We start from the raw sequence: 16,591 nt of genomic DNA, 5'->3' as shown, positions 1-16,591 counted from the left end.
AAGTGGCGCTCAGCCTACAGATCCTGGGCTGAGTCGGCTTATTCGCCGCCCAGGTCGTCGTTGCCGCCGGCGTTGGCCTGGGCCCGTTCCACATCGGCTTTGAGGGCTGGGTCGGTGAACAGCCGCGCTGCGGCGCTGCGCAGTTTCGGTCCCCAGAGTTGCTCCTTCTGCCAGCTGTCGAGCACGTAGTTGGGCTCTTCAGCCAGGGCCTTGGCCGCCAGCTCCAGGCTTTCGGGATTGCCGGGCGTCTTGCTGTTCAGGGCTGCGGCCAGGGCCAGGTTGGGTTCGGCAGCAGGCTTGATCTCCAGCACCCGCCGCCAGCGCTTGATCGCTTCAGCGTCTTTGTTCTGCTCGTAGAGCACCAGGGCCTGGTTGTTGATCGCTTCCCAGAAATCACCACGCAGCTTCGACGCCCGCTCGAACGCCCCCAGCGCATCACTGGGTTTGCCCATCAGGATGAAGGCGTTGCCCAGATCGAAGTACGCACCGGCGTTCTTGCCGTCGAGCTTCAGGCCGTCGCGGATCAGCTCAGCGGCTTCCGAGGGTCGGCCGTCCTTAAGGGCCAGGGAGCCTTGGGCAAACAGGATGCCGGCATTCTTCGGGTCGAGTTCCCGAGCTTTGGCCAGCGACACTGCCGCGGCCTTGTCTTGGTTGCTGCGCAGCTGCGCTTCCGCTAGCAGCACCCAGCCGCGGGGGTCGCTCGGGATCAGCTGCACGGTGAGGGCCGCGAGCCGGGCTGCGTCTTCGGCCTGGCCAATCCGCAGCAGCCGCGCCGCCGCCTGGGCGATGCCGAGGCCAGCCCCCTCGAGGTTCTGCTCGCTTGGCACCACCACGTAGGGCACCAGCGCCTGAGCCGGGGCGGCGCTGAGGGCCGAAAGCATCAACGGTGCCGCCGCCAGAACCTTCAACCAGCGCGCAGCCATCGATGCAGGGCGATCACAGCCGCAGGTTAGGCAGGGGGGGCGGTGCTGGCCGCACGGATGTTGCGCCGCCACATCGCCGGTTTGATCCGCCGCAGGGCGGAGGCCCGCAGCTTTTCGTCCCACTCGGCATCGCTCCAGTCCAGTGCCTCCTCGCCGCGTAGGTCCAGCCACCAGGCGCGCGGCTGCAGATCGGGATCACTGCTGCTGGACAGCGCGCGCTGATTCCAGGGGCATACGTCCTGGCAGATGTCGCAGCCGGCCACCCAGCCCTCCAAGGCGCCCGCAATCGCCTCGGGCAGCTCGGGATCGCGGTTTTCAATCGTGTGAAAGGCGATGCAGCGGCGGGCATCCACCACGAATGGTTCGGTGATGGCGGCAGTAGGACAGGCGTCGAGGCAAGCGCTGCAGGCGCCGCAGCTCGGCACCGCGGGCCGGTCGGCCGGCAGCTCGGCGGTGGTGAGCAGGTGCCCGATCAGCAGCCAGGAGCCGTGCTCGTGGCTGATCAGGTTGCTGTGTTTGCCGATCCAGCCCAGACCCGCTTCTTCGGCCCAGGCCTTGTCGAGCAGCGGTGAGCTGTCCACGCAGGCGCGCCAGCCCACACCGGGCATCTCGCTTTCCAGCCAGCGCCCGAGGGCCCGTAGCCGCCCATCGATCACGCGGTGGTAGTCGCGGCCCCAGCCGTAGCGGGCCACCTTCAGGGAGCCCGGAGCGCGCTCCGCCTCCACGTAATAAGGCAGTCCCACGGCCACCACGCTGCGTACCCCCGGCAGTAAGGCCTGCACATCGCGGCGACGCGGGTCAGCCATCCAGGCCATGTCGGCCTGGTGGCCCGCGGCCAGCCAACGCTGGAGTGCCGCGCTCCGCAGTTGCAGCCGTTCGCTGCCGGCTGCTGAGGCGATCCCCACCGCTGCAAAGCCCAGCTGCCTTGCCTGTTGCTTGAGGGTGTCAGCGAGATCCACCACCCCTACGATTGCGCGATTGCGTCACCACCACTGTGAGTTCAGCAGCGTCCGGCCGTTTCGGCAGCTTGTTCCGTTGGCTGGGCATCACCCTGGTGGTGTTGCTGGCGCTGCAATTGGTGGCCGTGCTGGCGGTGAACGGCTGGGGCGAGGAGAGCTTCCGCCAGCTGCTCTCCACCACCCTGGTCACCCAGTCGCCCATGGCCTTCGTGGGCATGTTGCTGATGTTGATCGGCCAGCGCCTCGATGAGCCCGTGCCCGGCCGCACGCCCCTGCGCTGGTTTGTGGCGGTGGTGAGTGGCCTGTTGGCGTTGGCCCTGCTGATCACCATCCCCGTGAGCATCAGCGGTGATCGCGCCGTGAGCGATCAGGCCAACCAGGCCCTGTTGGCCCAGCGCGGTCAGCTGGAGATGGCGAAGGCTCAGCTGGAGAACCCCCAGGTGCTCGAGCAGGTGATCGCCCAGGGCGAGCAGGCCGGCCAAATCCCCGCCACCGCTAGCGATGCCGAGAAGAAGAAGGCCGCTCAGGCCTTCATGAGCCGCCAGCTCGATCAGGCTGAAGATCAGCTCAAGCAGGCCGAAAACCGCCGCGATCTGGCGGCCAACCAGCGCCGCATCGGCGGCACCGGCACCGCTGTGGTGTTGCTGGTGGCCTTCACCCTGCTGGCGGTAGTGGCCGTTCTGTGAGGGCGGCTGGCTAAGTTGCAGGTTGGACTCTTTTCACCGGACGCCCCGGCCTGTCATTGGTGCAATCCAGTCCCAGACCTGAGCAACCCCTGGGCGATCGCCTCCAGCAGGACCTCAAGAACGACCTGATCGCCGGCCTGCTGGTGGTGATCCCGTTGGCCACCACCATCTGGTTGGCCACCACGGTGACGCGCTTTGTGCTGGCGTTTCTCACCTCGATCCCCAAGCAGCTCAACCCTTTCAACACCCTGGATCCGATCCTCCAGGAGTTGATCAACCTGGGGCTTGGCCTGTTGGTGCCCCTGCTCGGGATCCTGTTGATCGGCCTGATGGCCCGCAACATCGTGGGCCGCTGGTTGCTCGAATTCGGCGAGGGCACGCTGCAGCGCATCCCCGTGGCGGGCAGCGTCTACAAAACCCTCAAGCAACTGCTGGAAACCTTCCTGCGGGATAACTCCAGCCGCTTCCGCCGGGTGGTGTTGGTGGAATATCCCCGCGAGGGCCTCTATGCCCTGGGGTTCGTCACGGGCGTGCTCGGCGCCACCCTCTCCGCCGGCTTTGATCAGCCGATGTTGAGCGTGTTCATTCCAACGGCCCCCAACCCCACCACCGGCTGGTACGCCGTGGTGCCTGAAGCTTCGGTGAAAGACCTCGACCTCTCGGTGGAGGATGCTTTCCGCACGATCATCTCGGCCGGCATCGTCAACCCCGACGAGCGTGAAACCCCCGCCAGCCGCAGCTTCTCCAGCTTGCTGGCCCAGCTCCGGGCCCCGGCCTATTCCCCCCTTCCCTCCAACAAGGCCTGATGCAGAGCCGCACTGTTGCCCGTGAACTGGCCCTGCTGATGCTCGGCCAGATCAGTGATCGTCAGCCGGCGGCTGACATGCCCCTCGATGCGCTGCTGCAGCAGGCGCAGGCTTCGCTGAGCCAGCACGTGCGCGAAGCCCTCGATCAGGCCGCCACCGACCTCCAGGCTGCCCAGCAACAGCTGCTCGACAGCGAACTTCAGGATCAAGGCGGCACCGAGGAACTGCCCAAGATTCGCCAACACCTGCAAGACGGCCTCGCCCATGCCGAGCAGGGCCTCAACCGCCTCTCCGCCAGCCTCGAGTTGCCCCGGCTGCTGATGCTCTCCGATCAGGATGAAATCCGCCGCGGTGCTGTGGATCGTGCACGCGCCGTGTTGCGCAGCCGTGAGGATCTCGATCAGCGCCTGGATGCCGTGATGGAAGGCTGGCGCCTCACCCGCCTGCCTCGCATCGACCGCGACATCCTGCGCCTGGCCGCCGTCGACATCGAGCAGTTCAACACCCCTGCTGCCGTGGCCTGCAATGAAGCCGTGGAGCTGGCCAATCGCTACAGCGACGAACAGGGCCGCCGCATGATCAACGGCGTGCTGCGCCGCTTCACCAGCGCCGGCTGAGGAGATCAGCGCATGGTGTACGACTGGTTCAATCGCAGCGCGGCCCCTCAGAACCCTGAGGAGCCCCAGCCGGAACAACCCGCGCAGCCGCCTGCGGCTGAAGAGCAACCGGCTGCATCGGCTCCCACTGCTGCTGCGCCACCAGCGGTGGGTGCCGTTGATCAAGACGCCCTCGAGTGGGCCCGCCAGGCCTACGCCCGCCTCAAGGCTCAGCAGGAAGCGGAGAAACAAGCAGCAGCGGCGCCTATTGCTGCGTCTCCATCTGCACCGGCCGTCGCTCCTTCCGAGCCGGTTGCAGCGCAAGAAGCGGTTCAGTCAGAACAGCCTGTCCAGGTGGAAGCGCCTGTCGCGCCGGCTCCAGTTGCCGAGCCTGAGCCTCCGGCTGCAGCCGTAACCCCAGTCCAGAAATCTGTACAGACTGTGCAGAACCTGGAGTATTCGGCGGTTGATGAACCGCAGTCACCGGAGCCCCAGCCCGCCGCCGGCCTCTCGTTGCTCGAGCAGGCCGCCGCCCAGCGTGCCCAGCGGCAACAGGAGCTGCTGGAGCGTGCGATTGATGCTCCCGCCCCGTCGTCGTCAGCCGCGTCAACCGCCCCGGCGCCGGCCGCTGCTCCTGCAGAAGCCGATGAGGCAGCCCCGGAGCTTGGGGCTTTTGACGACGACTTCACGTGGTCGGCCGAGGTGCTCGCCGCCCAGGGCCGCAACCTCGACGACATCTCCCTCGAGGAGATCGATTGGTTGGGCCGTCTGCGCCGCGGCATGGAGAAGACCCGCCGCGGCTTCGTCACCCAGCTGCTCGACAACCTCGGCGACGATCCCCTCACCCCCGAGGTGCTCGATGACCTCGAAAGCCTCTTGCTGCGGGCCGATGTGGGCGTGCAGGCTACCGATCAGGTGCTGGAGGCCCTGCGCAAACGTCTCAACGAAGAAGTGGTGGAGCCGGCCGAAGGCATTCGCTTCCTCAAAGAGCAACTCAAGGGGTTGCTCGATGCCCCGATCCAGGCCAGCGGTGCCCAGCTCCTGGCGCCCGAGCGCGGCCGCCTCAACGTGTGGCTGATGGTGGGTGTCAACGGGGTGGGCAAAACCACCACCCTCGGCAAGCTCGCCAACTTGGCCGTGCGCAGTGGCTACAGCTGCCTGATCGCCGCGGCCGACACCTTCCGCGCTGCCGCGGTGCAACAGGTGGCGGTGTGGGGTGAGCGCAGTGGCGTCACCGTGGTGTCGAACCCCTCGGCCAATGCCGATCCGGCCGCGGTGGTGTTTGACGCCATCGGTGCGGCCCAGGCCAAGGGCACCGATCTGGTGCTGGTGGACACCGCCGGGCGTCTGCAGACCAAGCACAACCTGATGGAGGAGCTCTCCAAGGTGCGCCGCATCGTCGACAAGCTGGCGCCCGATGCTCTGGTGCAGTCGTTACTGGTGCTCGATGCCAGCCAGGGGCAGAACGGACTGAAGCAGGCGATGGCCTTTGCCCAGGCCGCTGGTCTCACCGGCGTGGTGATCACCAAGCTCGATGGCAGTTCCCGTGGTGGTGTTGCCCTCGCGGTGGCTTCGGAAGCCGGTCTGCCGATTCGCTTCATCGGCGCTGGTGAAGGGATCCGCGATCTGCGTCCCTTCAACAGCTTCGAGTTTGTGGAAGCGCTGCTCGCGAAGTAGACACAAACGCGCCAGCTGCCCTTCAAAACGCGGCTATCTTGCGGGCACTTCGCGGCCGCTCGGTGAGCAGCAAGCCGCCCCCACGGCGGTCTGATCCACCGCTCCAGACCCACGCTGACCGCGCTGCCCTGCCGCGGCCCGCATCGCCGTTGGCGTCGGTGCGGCAGCTGCTTGACAGCCTCAGCCGCGAACAGCGCCGCAATCAGGAGCTGCTCGCGTCGCTCGGTTTTGCCCTGCGCAGCTTCACCAACCTGGGCCGTTTTCTCGAGTTGGTTCCCCTGGTGGCCGCTCGCTTGGTGGAAGCCGAAGGAGCGGTGCTGATCCCCTTCCACCCCGATGGTCGCCTCTGGCGCGAACAGCTGCACGGGGGACCGCCGGAGCTGCTGCAGGCCTTGGCCAGCCTGTCCGATGAAACCTTGCTGCAGGCCTCCGGTGATGAGGCGGTGGCGCAACTGCTCGATCGCCTAGTGCGGCGCCAGCTCACCGATCGCCCCCTGTTTGCCACCTCAGTGGTGGCCCGCAGCCGCAGCCGCGGCCGCCTCTATGTGTATGGCCCCCGCAGCGGCCTGAGCTGGAGCGACAGCTACCGCCGCCATGCCCAGCTGGTGGCCGACCTCACCGGCGTGGCGATCGAGAGTGAGCAGTTGCTCCAGGAAGCGCGCCGCCATGAGCGCGTCGACCGTCAGCTCTCCACCGGCGCTGAAATCCAGGCCCAGCTGCTCCCGGATCATTGCCCGGTCATCGAGGGGGTGGAGTTGGCCGCCCGCTGCCGGCCCGCCTTCCAGGTGGGCGGCGACTACTACGACTTCATTCCCACCCGGCCCCAGCTGTTGGGCCGCCGCCGCGAGCAGGGGCGCTGGGCCCTGGTGGTGGGCGATGTGATGGGCAAAGGGGTGCCCGCTGGTCTGTTGATGACCTTGCTACGCGGCATGCTCCGCGCCGAGGTGCTCAGCGGTCATCCCCCCGATCGGATCCTGCACGACCTCAACCAGCTGGCCCAGGAAGACCTGGCCCAGTCGCACCGGTTCGTGACCCTCTTCTATTCCGACTACGACCCCCGCACTCGCTTGCTCCGCTTCGCCAACGCGGCCCACAACCCACCGCTGATCTGGCGGCGGATGCGCCATGCCGTCGACCGGCTCGATGCCCCCGGCCTGTTGATCGGTCTGCAACCGGAGGCCGAGTACGGCTGCGAGCAGATCGTTCTGGATCCCGGCGATGTGCTGCTCTGCTACACCGACGGCGTCACCGAAGCCAGCGGGCTCAATGGTGAACGCTTCGATGAGGAGCGCCTGATTGCCGCGCTCCAGGCGGCCTGCCGCTCCGGTGTGGGTGCTCAGGGGATTCTCGACCAGTTATTTGCCCGCCTGGATCGGTTCGTGGGGCCCGATCGCCAGCTGGATGACGACGCCTCGATGGTGGTGCTCAAGGTGCGCGAAGAGGTGATGCTCCCCTCGCTGCCACACTGAGTTCCAGCAGAACTGTGCGGGCCCCGATGGCCGTTGAGTCGTCTTCCTCCACCTGGAGCCAGCGTTTCGAGGAGGGGCTGCATCCGGCGATTGAGCGCTTCAACGCCTCGATCGGCTTTGACATCACCCTGCTGCAGCAGGACCTGGACGGCTCGATCGCCCACGCCCGCATGCTCGCCAGCACCGGCGTGATCACGGCAGAGGAAGCCGAGCAGCTGGTGGTGGGCCTGGAGCAGGTGCGCAGCGAAGCCGCCGCCGGCCAGTTCAACCCCGGCCTCGACGACGAAGACGTGCACTTCGCTGTGGAGCGGCGCCTGATCGCAATCCTCGGCCCCCTCGGCAAAAAGCTGCACACCGGCCGCTCCCGCAACGACCAGGTGGGCACCGATCTGCGCCTATGGCTGCGCGCCCAGATCGATGTGATCGATGGCGCCTTGGTGCGCTTCGAGCGGGCGCTGCTGGATCAGGCTGAAGCCCACGCCGAGGTGATGATCCCCGGTTACACCCACCTGCAGCGGGCCCAGCCCATCTGCCTGGCCCACCATCTTCTGGCCTACGTGGAGATGGCCGAGCGCGACCGGGCTCGCCTGCGGGACTTGCGCAAGCGCGTGAACATCTGCCCCCTGGGTGCTGCCGCCCTGGCGGGCACACCCGTGCCGATCGATCGCCGCCATACCGCCGCGGCTCTCGGCTTCGACGACGTGTATGCCAACAGCCTCGACGCCGTAAGTGATCGGGATTTCGCGGTGGAGTTCAGCGCTGCCGCCAGCCTGGTGATGGTGCACCTCAGCCGGCTGAGCGAAGAGGTGATCCTCTGGGCCAGCGAGGAGTTCGGCTTCGTGAAGCTCACCGACCGCTGCGCCACCGGCAGCAGCCTGATGCCTCAGAAAAAGAACCCCGACGTGCCGGAGCTGGTGCGTGGCAAGTGCGGCCGTGTGTTCGGCCACCTGCAGGGGCTACTGGTGATGATCAAAGGCCTGCCCCTCGCTTACAACAAAGACTTCCAGGAAGACAAGGAAGCCCTCTTCGACGCGGTGGCCACCACCCTGGCCTGTCTGGAAGCGATGGCGATCCTGTTTGAGGAGGGGCTGCAGTTCCGCCCCGAACGGCTTGAGGCGGCTGTGGGCTCCGATTTCTCCAATGCCACCGATGTGGCCGACTATCTGGTGGCGAAGGGGGTGCCGTTCCGGGAGGCCTACCAGCTGGTGGGCGGGCTGGTGAAGGGGTGTCTGCAGGAGGGAATCCTGCTGCGGGATCTGCCGCTGGAGCGCTGGCAGCAGCTGCACCCTGCCTTTGAAGCCGACATCTACGAGGCGATCCATCCGCGCCAGGTGGTGGCGGCGCGTCGCAGTGAGGGCGGTACGGCCTTTGAGCAGGTGCGCATGCAATTGCAGCGTTCTCGCGCCCGCCTTGCAGCAGACGGCTGAAATGCCGCTGGCGGATCTAGTGTTCTGGCGCTGAAGTTTCGCCTAATCGGCCCCATCGGCCTGTGAGCATTTTTGTTGGCAACCTCCCCTTCCGCGCGGAACAGGAGGACGTGGCCGAGCTGTTTGCCCCTTTCGGTGAAGTGACCAACTGTTTCCTGCCCCTGGAGCGGGATACAGGCCGAAAGCGCGGCTTTGCCTTTGTTGAGCTGGCCGATGAGGACAGCGAATCCCGCGCCATCGACGCCCTCCAGGGCGCCGAACTGATGGGGCGCCCCCTGCGCATCAACAAGGCCGAACCCCGCAGCCCGGGTGGCGGCGGTGGTGGTGGTTATGGCGGTGGTGGCGGCGGCCCCCGGCGCGGCGGTGGCTATGGCGGCGGCGGTGGAGATCGTGGCGGCTACGGCGGTGGCGGCGGCTATGGCGGCGGCCGCAGTGATTACGGCGATCGTTCCGGTGGTTACGGCGGCGGTGAGCGCGCCTCCGGCGCCCGTGGTTGGGAAGATCGCAGCTATGGCGGTGGCCCCGATCGCGGCGGCGATTCCTTTGGCGCCGGTCGCACCCGTCGGCGTCGCAGCAGCGGCGGCGACGACTGAGGCCTCACGGGGCTGGGTTGAGGCTCTTTTAGAGCCCTCGCTCCTCCAGCTGGGCAGCCGCGCGTTCGAACACTTCGGGGCCTGCATCGCGGGCTCCAGCGGCCTGGCCGAGATCGCGGCGCCAATGGCGCGCCCCGCTCACCCCTTCCACCACCTGCACCAGGTGGCGGGCAATGGCCCAGAGGCGGCCGCCACCGTTGCACCAACGCTCGGCGTAGGGAATCAGACCCCGCACCACCGTTGAGGCACTGGCCATGGGTTGGCTGCTGTCATTGAACAGGTCGCGGTCCACCGTGGCCCAGCGCAGCGGGTGGTCGTAGGCGGCGCGGCCCACCATCACCCCATCCACCTGCTGCAGCTGTTCAGAGCAGCTCGCGAGATCGAGCAAACCGCCGTTGAGTTCGATCGTGAGCTCAGGACGATCCTGCTTGAGCTGGTGCACCAGTTCGTAGCGCAGCGGTGGGATGGTGCGGTTTTGCTTGGGATCGAGCCCCTCCAGCCAGGCCTTGCGGGCGTGCACGCTGAAACGCTGCGCACCGGCCGCGGCCACCGCATCCACAAAGGCCAGCAGCTCCGCGTAGGAATCGCGCTCATCGATGCCGATGCGGTGTTTCACCGTCACCGGCAACGGCGAGGCCGCGGCCATGGCGCTGATGCAGCGGGCCACGTGATCGGGTTCAGCCATCAGGCAGGCTCCGAAGCGCCCCTTCTGCACCTTCTCGCTGGGGCATCCCACGTTGAGGTTGATCTCGTCGTAGCCGCGATCGGCGGCAATCCGCGCCGCCTCGGCCAGCAGCTGTGGGTCATCGCCGCCCACCTGCAGGGCGATCGGGTGCTCGATCGGGTCGAAATCGATCAGGCGCTCGCGCCGCTCGCTGTAGTGCAGCGCTTGGGCCACCACCATCTCGGTGTAGAGCAGGCTGCGCCGGGTGATCTGCCGCATCAGCACCCGGAAGTGCCGATCGGTGTAGTCCATCATCGGGGCCACACTGAAGCGGTAGGCCCCGTTCAGCAGCGAATCGGGCATCTCCCCATGCTCGCCTTTCACGCCGATGCCCACCTCCTCTGAGCACTGGTCGCTGGTGGTGGCCGGCGGCGGGCCAGCCGGGTTTATGGCGGCCATCGCCGCCGCGGAGGCAGGGCTGCAGCGGGTGCTGGTGCTTGAGAGCACCCCTGAGCCCTTGGGCAAGGTGCTGATCAGCGGCGGCGGCCGCTGCAATGTGACCCATGCCTGCTGGGATCCCAGGGAGCTGGTGGGCTCCTATCCCCGCGGTGGCAAGGCGCTGCGCGGCCCCTTCAGCCGCTTTGCCGCCGGCGATGCGGTGGCCTGGTTCGACGAGCACGGCCTCGAGCTGGTGGAGGAGTCCGATGGGCGGATGTTTCCCCGCGCTAACCGCTCCACCGCCGTGATCCAGTGCCTGCGCCGGGCGGCGGCCGCGGCCGGGGTGGAGCTGCGGACCCACTGTGCGCTGCAGGCCGCACGGGTGCGCACCGATGGGGGTTTTGAGCTGGAGGTGAGACGGGGTTCCGACCCTGGAGCTGCAGCCAGCGGAGCGCGGGTCAAGGCCCCAGCTGTTTCCCTCACCGCCGATCGCCTGCTCCTCGCCACCGGTAGCCATCCCAGCGGCCGGCGCTTGGCACAGAGCCTGGGTCACGGCCTGGTGCCGCCCGTGCCCTCGCTGTTCACCCTGGCCTTCAAGCCCAATCCGCTTGTTGCCCTGGCGGGGGTGGTGATGGATCCGGTGGATCTCGAGCTGGAGCTCGATCTCGATCACGGTTCTGGCCCGCCGCCGCCGGGTATGGCCCATCGCTTTCGCCAGTCGGGCCCGCTGCTGATCACCCACTGGGGCCTGAGCGGTCCCGCCACCCTGCGGCTCACGGCCTTTGCGGCCCGCGCGCTGCACCACTGCGGTTACCGGGGCACGCTGCGAGTCGATTGGAGTGGCGGCCGCAGCCAGCCCCAGCTGGAGCAGCTGTTCGCCGACTGCCGCCGCGATCAAGCCCGGCGCCAGCTCAGCAATGCCCGCCCCTGGCCGGCCCTCAGCCGTCGCCTGTGGCAGCACCTGCTCGATCAGCAGGGGGTGGAGCCGGAGCGGCGCTGGGCGGATCTGGGCAAGCGCCAGCAGCAGGGGCTGATCGAGAACCTGCGGCGCAGCAGTTATCCCGTGGCGGGCCGCGGCCCGTTTGGCGAAGAGTTCGTCACCGCCGGTGGTGTGCCCCTGGGGGAGGTGAACCTGGCCACCATGGAAAGCCGCCTCACCCCCGGGCTTTATCTGGCCGGCGAGCTGCTGGATGTGGATGGCATCACCGGCGGCTTCAACTTCCAGCACTGCTGGAGTTCTGGCTGGCTTGCTGGGCAGGCGATCGCTTTAAACTAGTTTGTGAACCAGGTTGATAGAGGTGTGGAGAGCTCGATCGGCGCTTTTGAGGCCAAGGCCCAGCTCTCACGGTTACTGAGGGCTGTTGAGCAGGGCGAGCACTTCACCATCACGGTGCGGGGCAGGCCTGTTGCTGATCTGGTGCCCCATCGCAGCCCATCGAGTGAGGGTGTGGCCGCGGCCATTGAGGCTCTGCAGGCTTTTCCGAGGATCCGTGGTGTTTCGGATGCAGATGTGACCAGCTTCGTGGCGGAGGGGCGCCGTTGACCCTGGTGATCGATGCCTCCATGGCCCTCGCCTGGGTGTTTGAGCGTCAGCAGGCCTCCGATGCCCAGCGAGCGAGTGAGCTTTTGGCTTGCTGTGGCCAGCAGGCCTGGTGGGTGCCGGGGCTCTGGCACCTCGAAGTGGCTAACGCCTTATTGGTTGCTGAACGGCGAGGTGTGATCGCTCAAGACGCCAGCGATCTGTTCCTGGTCCGCCTCAGCAGCCTGCCGATCTGCACGGATAGCGATGCCGGGCCTGAGCAGCAACCCAGGCTGATCGCACTGGCACGCGCCCATGGCCTCTCCAGCTACGACGCCACCTATCTGGATCTGGCCCATCGCCTCGGTGCTGCGCTCGCCAGCTTTGATCGCCAGCTCAATCAGGCCGCCGTTGCGATGGGCGTGCCCCTCACTTGATCTGATCGAAGATCGAGAACATGGGCAGATACATCGCCAGCAGGATCGAGCCCACGATCACGCCCACGATCACGATCATCGCTGGCTCGAGCATCGAGGTGAGCGCCTTCACGGCGGCCTCCACCTCGTCTTCGTAGAAGTCGGCCACCTTGGAAAGCATCGTGTCCATCTGGCCGGTTTCCTCGCCGATGGCGAGCATGCTCAGGGCCAGCTCGGGGAACACCTGTTTGCGGCCGAGGGCCACGCTTAGGGGGATGCCCTCCTGCACGTCTTGGCGGGATCCCACAATCGCGTCGGCGATCACCGCGTTGCCGGCCGTTTCCTGCACGATCTCGAGCGAAAGCAGGATCGGCACCCCGGCCCGGGTGAGCGAGCTGAAAGTGCGGCAGAACTTGGCGGTGGCCGTTTTCTGGATCAGGTCGCCGAACAGGGGCAGTTGTAGCAGCAGGCCATCGACGCGGCGGCGGCCATCGGCGGTGGCGTAGTAGCGGCTGAACAGCCAGGCGCCCACCACCAGGGCCATCACCAGCAGCAGCGAGAACGAGGAGCGCAGCAGCTTGCTCAGGTCCACCATCAGCTGGGTGAACAGGGGCAGTTCAGCGCCGAGATCCTCAAAGATTCCCGCGAAGGTGGGGATCAGGAAGATCGTCATCCCCAGGAACACCAACACGGCGATCACCAGCACCGCCACTGGGTAGCCCATCGCCCCCTTGATCTGGTTCTGGAGCTTGGCGTTGCCCTCCAGCAATTTCGCCAGGCGCCGCAGGCTCTCATCGAGCACGCCGCCCGCCTCGCCGGCTTCCACCATGGCGATGGTCAGCTTGTCGAACACCTTCGGCCAGCGCCGTAGCGCCGCCCCCAGGCTGCCCCCCTGATTCACATCGGTGCTCACCGCCGTGAGGGCCCGCTTGAACAAGGGCATGCGCTGCTGCCGCGCCATCAGATCGAGGCTGCGCACGATCGGCACCCCGGCATCCACCAGCGCCGCCAGCTTGTTGGCGAACAGCGCCTTCTCGCGGATGCCAGGCCGGGCCTCGAGCAGGCCGGAGAGATCGAGGCCGAACACAGTGGTGGCCGGGGTGCCAGAGCTGGCGGGATCGCGGTTGGCGGTTTTGGCATGACCGCTGCGTCCGCGTGCGCTACCGCTGTCCACCAGCTCCAGGGCGCTGGGTACGATCCCGCGCCGGCGCAGGTCGCGCCGGGCGCTGGCGGCATCGGCGGCCTGCAGGCGCAGCTGACGGGTCTGGCCGGCGCGGGTGGTGTAGGTGGCGCTGAAGTTGGGCATGGCGGCGGCTCAGCTCAGCCGCTCTGGCCGTCGAGCAGGCGGCCCAGTTCCTCGGGTTTGCTGGCTTTCGCCATCGCCTCGTCCCGGCTCACGGCGCCCTTCACCACCAGGTTGGCCAGGGCCCGCTCCAGGGTCTGCATGCCTTGCTGGCCGCCGGTCTGGATCTGGGAATAGAGCTGCGCCGTCTTGCCCTCGCGGATCAGGTTGGCGATGGCCGGCGTGTTGATCAGGATCTCCTGCGCCATCACCCGCCCTAACTGCCCAGGCTGCGGGTTGAGCCGCTTGCAGAGGGTCTGGGAGAACACCCCCACCAGCGAACCGCTCAGCTGCACGCGGATCTGGGTCTGCTGCTCGGCGGGGAACACATCCACCATCCGATCCACCGTCTGAGCGGCGGAGCTGGTGTGGAGGGTGCCGAACACAAGGTGACCGGTTTCCGCCGCGGTGATCGCCAGCTGAATCGTTTCCAGGTCGCGCATCTCCCCCACCAGGATCACGTCGGGGTCTTCGCGTAGGGCCGCCCGCAGGGCCGCCGCAAAGCTGCGGGTGTCTTCCCCCAGCTGGCGCTGGTGGATCACGCTCTGCTCGTTGCGGTAAGTGAATTCGATCGGGTCCTCGATCGTGAGGATGTGCTCGGCGCGGCTGCGGTTGATGTGATCCAGCAGGGCCGCCAGGGTGGTGGTTTTGCCGGAGCCAGTGGGGCCAGTCACCAGGATCAGCCCCCGCGGCCGGCGGCTGGTTTCCTCCACCACCGGCGGCAGATCCAGGCTGGAGAGGCTGGGGATTGAACTGCCCAGGGCCCGCAGGCAGGCGGCATAGCTGCCCCGCTGCCGGTACACATTCACGCGGAAGCGCGACACGCCCTTGAGGCCGTAGGCGCAGTCGAGCTCCCAGGTTTGCTCCAGCTGTTTGCGCTGGGCGTTGTTGATCATCGAGAAGATCAGCCGGTTGCACTGGTCTTCGCTGAGCTTCTCCTCGCGCATCGGCCGCAGCGCGCCGCTGAAGCGGCCGTAGGGAGGCTGGCCCGCTGCCAGGTGCAGATCGCTGCCGCCGCTCTCCACCAGCTCCTCCATCAGCTGCTCGATCTGGAGCTCCATGCCGCTGCTTCGCCCTGCCTGCCGTCAGTGTGGGCGCGGCGGATCGCGGCGGCAACGGCGCGGCTGCGGAGTGGGCCCTTGCTTCAGCTCAGCCCTCGCGGCGTGAGGCAATAGGGGCACTCCAGCCACTCATCGCGCATGCCGGCGCCGCAGCCACCGCAGGTGATCGTGTGCAGCGCCTTGGCCCGCCGCTCCGATTCCAGGCTGGAGTCGGTGAGGATCATGCGCTCGATCTCCTCGAGGGTGGTGTGGCCCTGGCGCACCAGATCGAGGCCGTAGCCGAGCAGGGTTTTCATGCCCGCCTCGATCGCCAGCTTGCGCAGCCGATCGGTGCTCGCCTGCTGCGCGATGGCGGTGGCCAGGGTTTCGTTGATGCGCAGCACCTCGTACACCCCCACCCGGCCGCGATAGCCCAGGCCCTGGCAGGTGGGGCAGACCGCCTCGCCATCGCCCTGGTGGCGGCGGGCCTTGAAGAAGGTGATCGCTTGTTCATTGCTGGCGAACAGCCCGAAGCGGCCCAGCTCCTGCTCGCTTGGGTGATATGGCTGGCGGCAGTCGGGGCAGACCCGCCGTACCAGGCGCTGCGACACGATCCCCATCAGCGAGGCGCTCACCATGAACGGCTCCACCCCCATCTCCGCCAGGCGGGCAATGGCGCTGGGGGCGTCGTTGCAGTGCAGGGTGGTGAGCACCAGGTGGCCGGTGAGGGCGGCCTCGATGGCGGTTTTGGCGGTCTCCTGGTCGCGGGTCTCACCCACCAGCAGCACGTCCGGGTCTTGGCGCATGAAGGCCCGCAGGGCCAGGGCGAAGTCGTAGCCCTTCTCCCGGTTCACCTGGGTCTGGGAGATGCCCTTGAGCGTGTATTCGATCGGGTCTTCGACCGTGGAGATGTTCACGCCAGGGTCGTTGCGCTCCGCCAGCAGCGAATAGAGGGTGGTGCTCTTGCCCGAGCCGGTGGGTCCCGTCACCAGCAGCATCCCGAAGGGTTTGCCGCCCATCTCGCGCACGCTGGCCAGGGCCACCGGATCGGTGATCAGCTTGTCGAGGCCCAGGTGGGTGGCGCCGCTGTCGAGCAGGCGCATGCACACCTTCTCGCCGTAGCGGGTGGGCAAGGTGCTGACACGCAGGTCGAACAACTTGCCCTGGTAGCGGCGGCGGATGCGGCCGTCCTGGGGTAGGCGCCGCTCGGCGATGTCCAGGTCCGCCATGATTTTTAGGCGAGAGGTCACCGCGGGGGTGAGGTTCTTCGGCAGCTTGTCGAGCTGCTCGAGCACCCCGTCCTGACGCAGGCGGATCAGCAGGCCGTCGTCCTGGGGTTCCAGGTGGATGTCGCTGGCGCTGCGCTTGAGGGCCTGCACCAGGATCCGGTCCACCAGGCTCACCACCGGCGAAGCGTTGGAGGCCGACAGGCTGGCCTCCACATCCAGATCGTCGAAGGGGTCGCTGGGGGCTTCCTCCAGGGTTCCTTCAAGGGCCAGATCGTCGACGAGTGATGCTCCCGAGGCCGGTCGCGCCGCTGAAGTGGCTTGAACAGCGGGGGCGCTTGGTGTGGCTGGCTTCGGTGCCGGCGCGGGTTCCCTTGTGGCCGCATCCAGGGCGCTCGTGAGCTCATCCGGTAGAGCCAGGCGCAGGCTGATCGGGATGGCGGCGGCCGCGGCCCGTTGCTCCACGCTCTGGCGTTGTTCCGGCCCCCAGTGGCTGGGGATGGCGATCACAACCTGTCCGTTCCGGTGCGCCACTGGCAAGCAGCCCAGCTCTTGGCAGCGTTGTTTGGAGAAGGCCTGGGCCCACTCCCAGCGCGCGTCGCCAGCGGCATCCAGGTCTTGGCGTGTCAGCACCGCCTCGCCCAAGAGCAGTTCCACCTCCAGGCGTTGTTGGGCGGCGCTGCTGGCGGCCGGCACCGGCCTAGTGGGCGTGAGGGTCATCAGCGGGCGGGCACGGGAGGTGCGGGCTTCCGCCGCTTGTGGGGGGGAGCCCCTCCACACCAACATGTCTAGATCAGATCTCCGGTTCGG

Annotated in this window: 16 protein-coding genes; 10 read left to right on the top strand and 6 right to left on the bottom strand. The window is 67.4% G+C overall.

Features of this window, described 5'->3' with window-relative positions; all coding sequences use genetic code 11:
* Positions 1 to 38 precede the first annotated feature (38 nt).
* Both CB0101_RS08540 and queG read right to left on the bottom strand, forming a co-directional pair.
* Positions 39 to 923 carry a tetratricopeptide repeat protein gene (locus CB0101_RS08540; protein WP_010312599.1) on the bottom strand — a complete coding sequence of 295 codons (885 nt, stop codon included), beginning with the start codon at positions 921 to 923 and terminating at the stop codon, positions 39 to 41.
* A gap of 26 nt (positions 924 to 949) precedes the next feature.
* The gene (gene queG, locus CB0101_RS08535; RefSeq protein WP_010312601.1) at positions 950 to 1,885 is read right to left on the bottom strand and encodes a tRNA epoxyqueuosine(34) reductase QueG; all 936 of its coding nucleotides are present in this window, start codon (positions 1,883 to 1,885) and stop codon (positions 950 to 952) included.
* 32 nt (positions 1,886 to 1,917) lie between these two features.
* Between queG and CB0101_RS08530 the strand changes: the two genes are divergently transcribed.
* The 7 genes from CB0101_RS08530 to CB0101_RS08500 all read left to right on the top strand — a co-directional run bounded on the left by CB0101_RS08530 (position 1,918) and on the right by CB0101_RS08500 (position 9,136).
* Positions 1,918 to 2,568, top strand: a complete 651-nt coding sequence (locus tag CB0101_RS08530) for an HpsJ family protein (RefSeq protein WP_029553196.1) — start codon at positions 1,918 to 1,920, stop codon at positions 2,566 to 2,568.
* A 56-nt stretch (positions 2,569 to 2,624) separates the two neighbouring features.
* Positions 2,625 to 3,374 carry a DUF502 domain-containing protein gene (locus CB0101_RS08525; protein WP_010312605.1) on the top strand — a complete coding sequence of 250 codons (750 nt, stop codon included), beginning with the start codon at positions 2,625 to 2,627 and terminating at the stop codon, positions 3,372 to 3,374.
* Positions 3,374 to 3,991: a transcription antitermination factor NusB gene (gene nusB / locus CB0101_RS08520; protein WP_010312607.1), complete on the top strand. Its 618-nt coding sequence runs from the start codon at positions 3,374 to 3,376 to the stop codon at positions 3,989 to 3,991. The genes CB0101_RS08525 and nusB overlap by 1 nt, the downstream gene beginning before the upstream one ends.
* Before the next feature lie 12 nt (positions 3,992 to 4,003).
* Positions 4,004 to 5,647 (top strand): signal recognition particle-docking protein FtsY, encoded by a 1,644-nt coding sequence (gene ftsY / locus CB0101_RS08515; RefSeq protein WP_029553197.1) that lies wholly within the window; start codon positions 4,004 to 4,006, stop codon positions 5,645 to 5,647.
* A 62-nt stretch (positions 5,648 to 5,709) separates the two neighbouring features.
* On the top strand, positions 5,710 to 7,116 hold the full coding sequence (locus tag CB0101_RS08510) for a PP2C family protein-serine/threonine phosphatase (RefSeq protein ID WP_071778174.1): 1,407 nt from the start codon (positions 5,710 to 5,712) through the stop codon (positions 7,114 to 7,116).
* A gap of 26 nt (positions 7,117 to 7,142) precedes the next feature.
* Positions 7,143 to 8,543 carry an argininosuccinate lyase gene (gene argH / locus CB0101_RS08505; protein ID WP_010312616.1) on the top strand — a complete coding sequence of 467 codons (1,401 nt, stop codon included), beginning with the start codon at positions 7,143 to 7,145 and terminating at the stop codon, positions 8,541 to 8,543.
* 62 nt (positions 8,544 to 8,605) lie between these two features.
* The gene (locus CB0101_RS08500; protein ID WP_010312618.1) at positions 8,606 to 9,136 is read left to right on the top strand and encodes an RNA-binding protein; all 531 of its coding nucleotides are present in this window, start codon (positions 8,606 to 8,608) and stop codon (positions 9,134 to 9,136) included.
* 28 nt (positions 9,137 to 9,164) lie between these two features.
* Here CB0101_RS08500 and dusA read toward each other — a convergent pair whose 3' ends face one another.
* On the bottom strand, positions 9,165 to 10,163 hold the full coding sequence (gene dusA, locus CB0101_RS08495; RefSeq protein WP_029553198.1) for a tRNA dihydrouridine(20/20a) synthase DusA: 999 nt from the start codon (positions 10,161 to 10,163) through the stop codon (positions 9,165 to 9,167).
* A gap of 25 nt (positions 10,164 to 10,188) precedes the next feature.
* Between dusA and CB0101_RS08490 the strand changes: the two genes are divergently transcribed.
* Genes CB0101_RS08490 through CB0101_RS08480 form a run of 3 tightly spaced genes read left to right on the top strand, consistent with a single transcriptional unit; the run spans position 10,189 to position 12,194 of the window.
* Positions 10,189 to 11,514 (top strand): NAD(P)/FAD-dependent oxidoreductase, encoded by a 1,326-nt coding sequence (locus CB0101_RS08490; protein ID WP_043718378.1) that lies wholly within the window; start codon positions 10,189 to 10,191, stop codon positions 11,512 to 11,514.
* A 24-nt stretch (positions 11,515 to 11,538) separates the two neighbouring features.
* A complete protein-coding gene (locus CB0101_RS08485) occupies positions 11,539 to 11,781 on the top strand; it encodes a type II toxin-antitoxin system Phd/YefM family antitoxin (protein WP_010312626.1) in 243 nt (80 codons plus the stop codon).
* 5 nt (positions 11,782 to 11,786) lie between these two features.
* Positions 11,787 to 12,194: a type II toxin-antitoxin system VapC family toxin gene (locus CB0101_RS08480; RefSeq protein WP_246833869.1), complete on the top strand. Its 408-nt coding sequence runs from the start codon at positions 11,787 to 11,789 to the stop codon at positions 12,192 to 12,194.
* Here the strand turns inward: CB0101_RS08480 and CB0101_RS08475 are convergent.
* The 3 genes from CB0101_RS08475 to CB0101_RS08465 all read right to left on the bottom strand — a co-directional run bounded on the left by CB0101_RS08475 (position 12,187) and on the right by CB0101_RS08465 (position 16,501).
* Positions 12,187 to 13,479 carry a type II secretion system F family protein gene (locus CB0101_RS08475; RefSeq protein WP_010312630.1) on the bottom strand — a complete coding sequence of 431 codons (1,293 nt, stop codon included), beginning with the start codon at positions 13,477 to 13,479 and terminating at the stop codon, positions 12,187 to 12,189. The two genes, CB0101_RS08480 and CB0101_RS08475, sit on opposite strands and share 8 nt — an antisense overlap.
* Positions 13,480 to 13,493: 14 nt before the next feature.
* A complete protein-coding gene (locus CB0101_RS08470; protein ID WP_010312632.1) occupies positions 13,494 to 14,576 on the bottom strand; it encodes a type IV pilus twitching motility protein PilT in 1,083 nt (360 codons plus the stop codon).
* 83 nt (positions 14,577 to 14,659) lie between these two features.
* A complete protein-coding gene (locus tag CB0101_RS08465; RefSeq protein ID WP_043718381.1) occupies positions 14,660 to 16,501 on the bottom strand; it encodes a GspE/PulE family protein in 1,842 nt (613 codons plus the stop codon).
* Between the last annotated feature and the right edge of the window lie 90 nt (positions 16,502 to 16,591).

It is taken from the genome of Synechococcus sp. CB0101 (genome assembly GCF_000179235.2).
Classification (GTDB): domain Bacteria; phylum Cyanobacteriota; class Cyanobacteriia; order PCC-6307; family Cyanobiaceae; genus Vulcanococcus.
The sequence above is the reverse complement of the archived record's forward strand: the minus strand, read 5'-3'. Positions and strand labels throughout refer to the sequence as shown.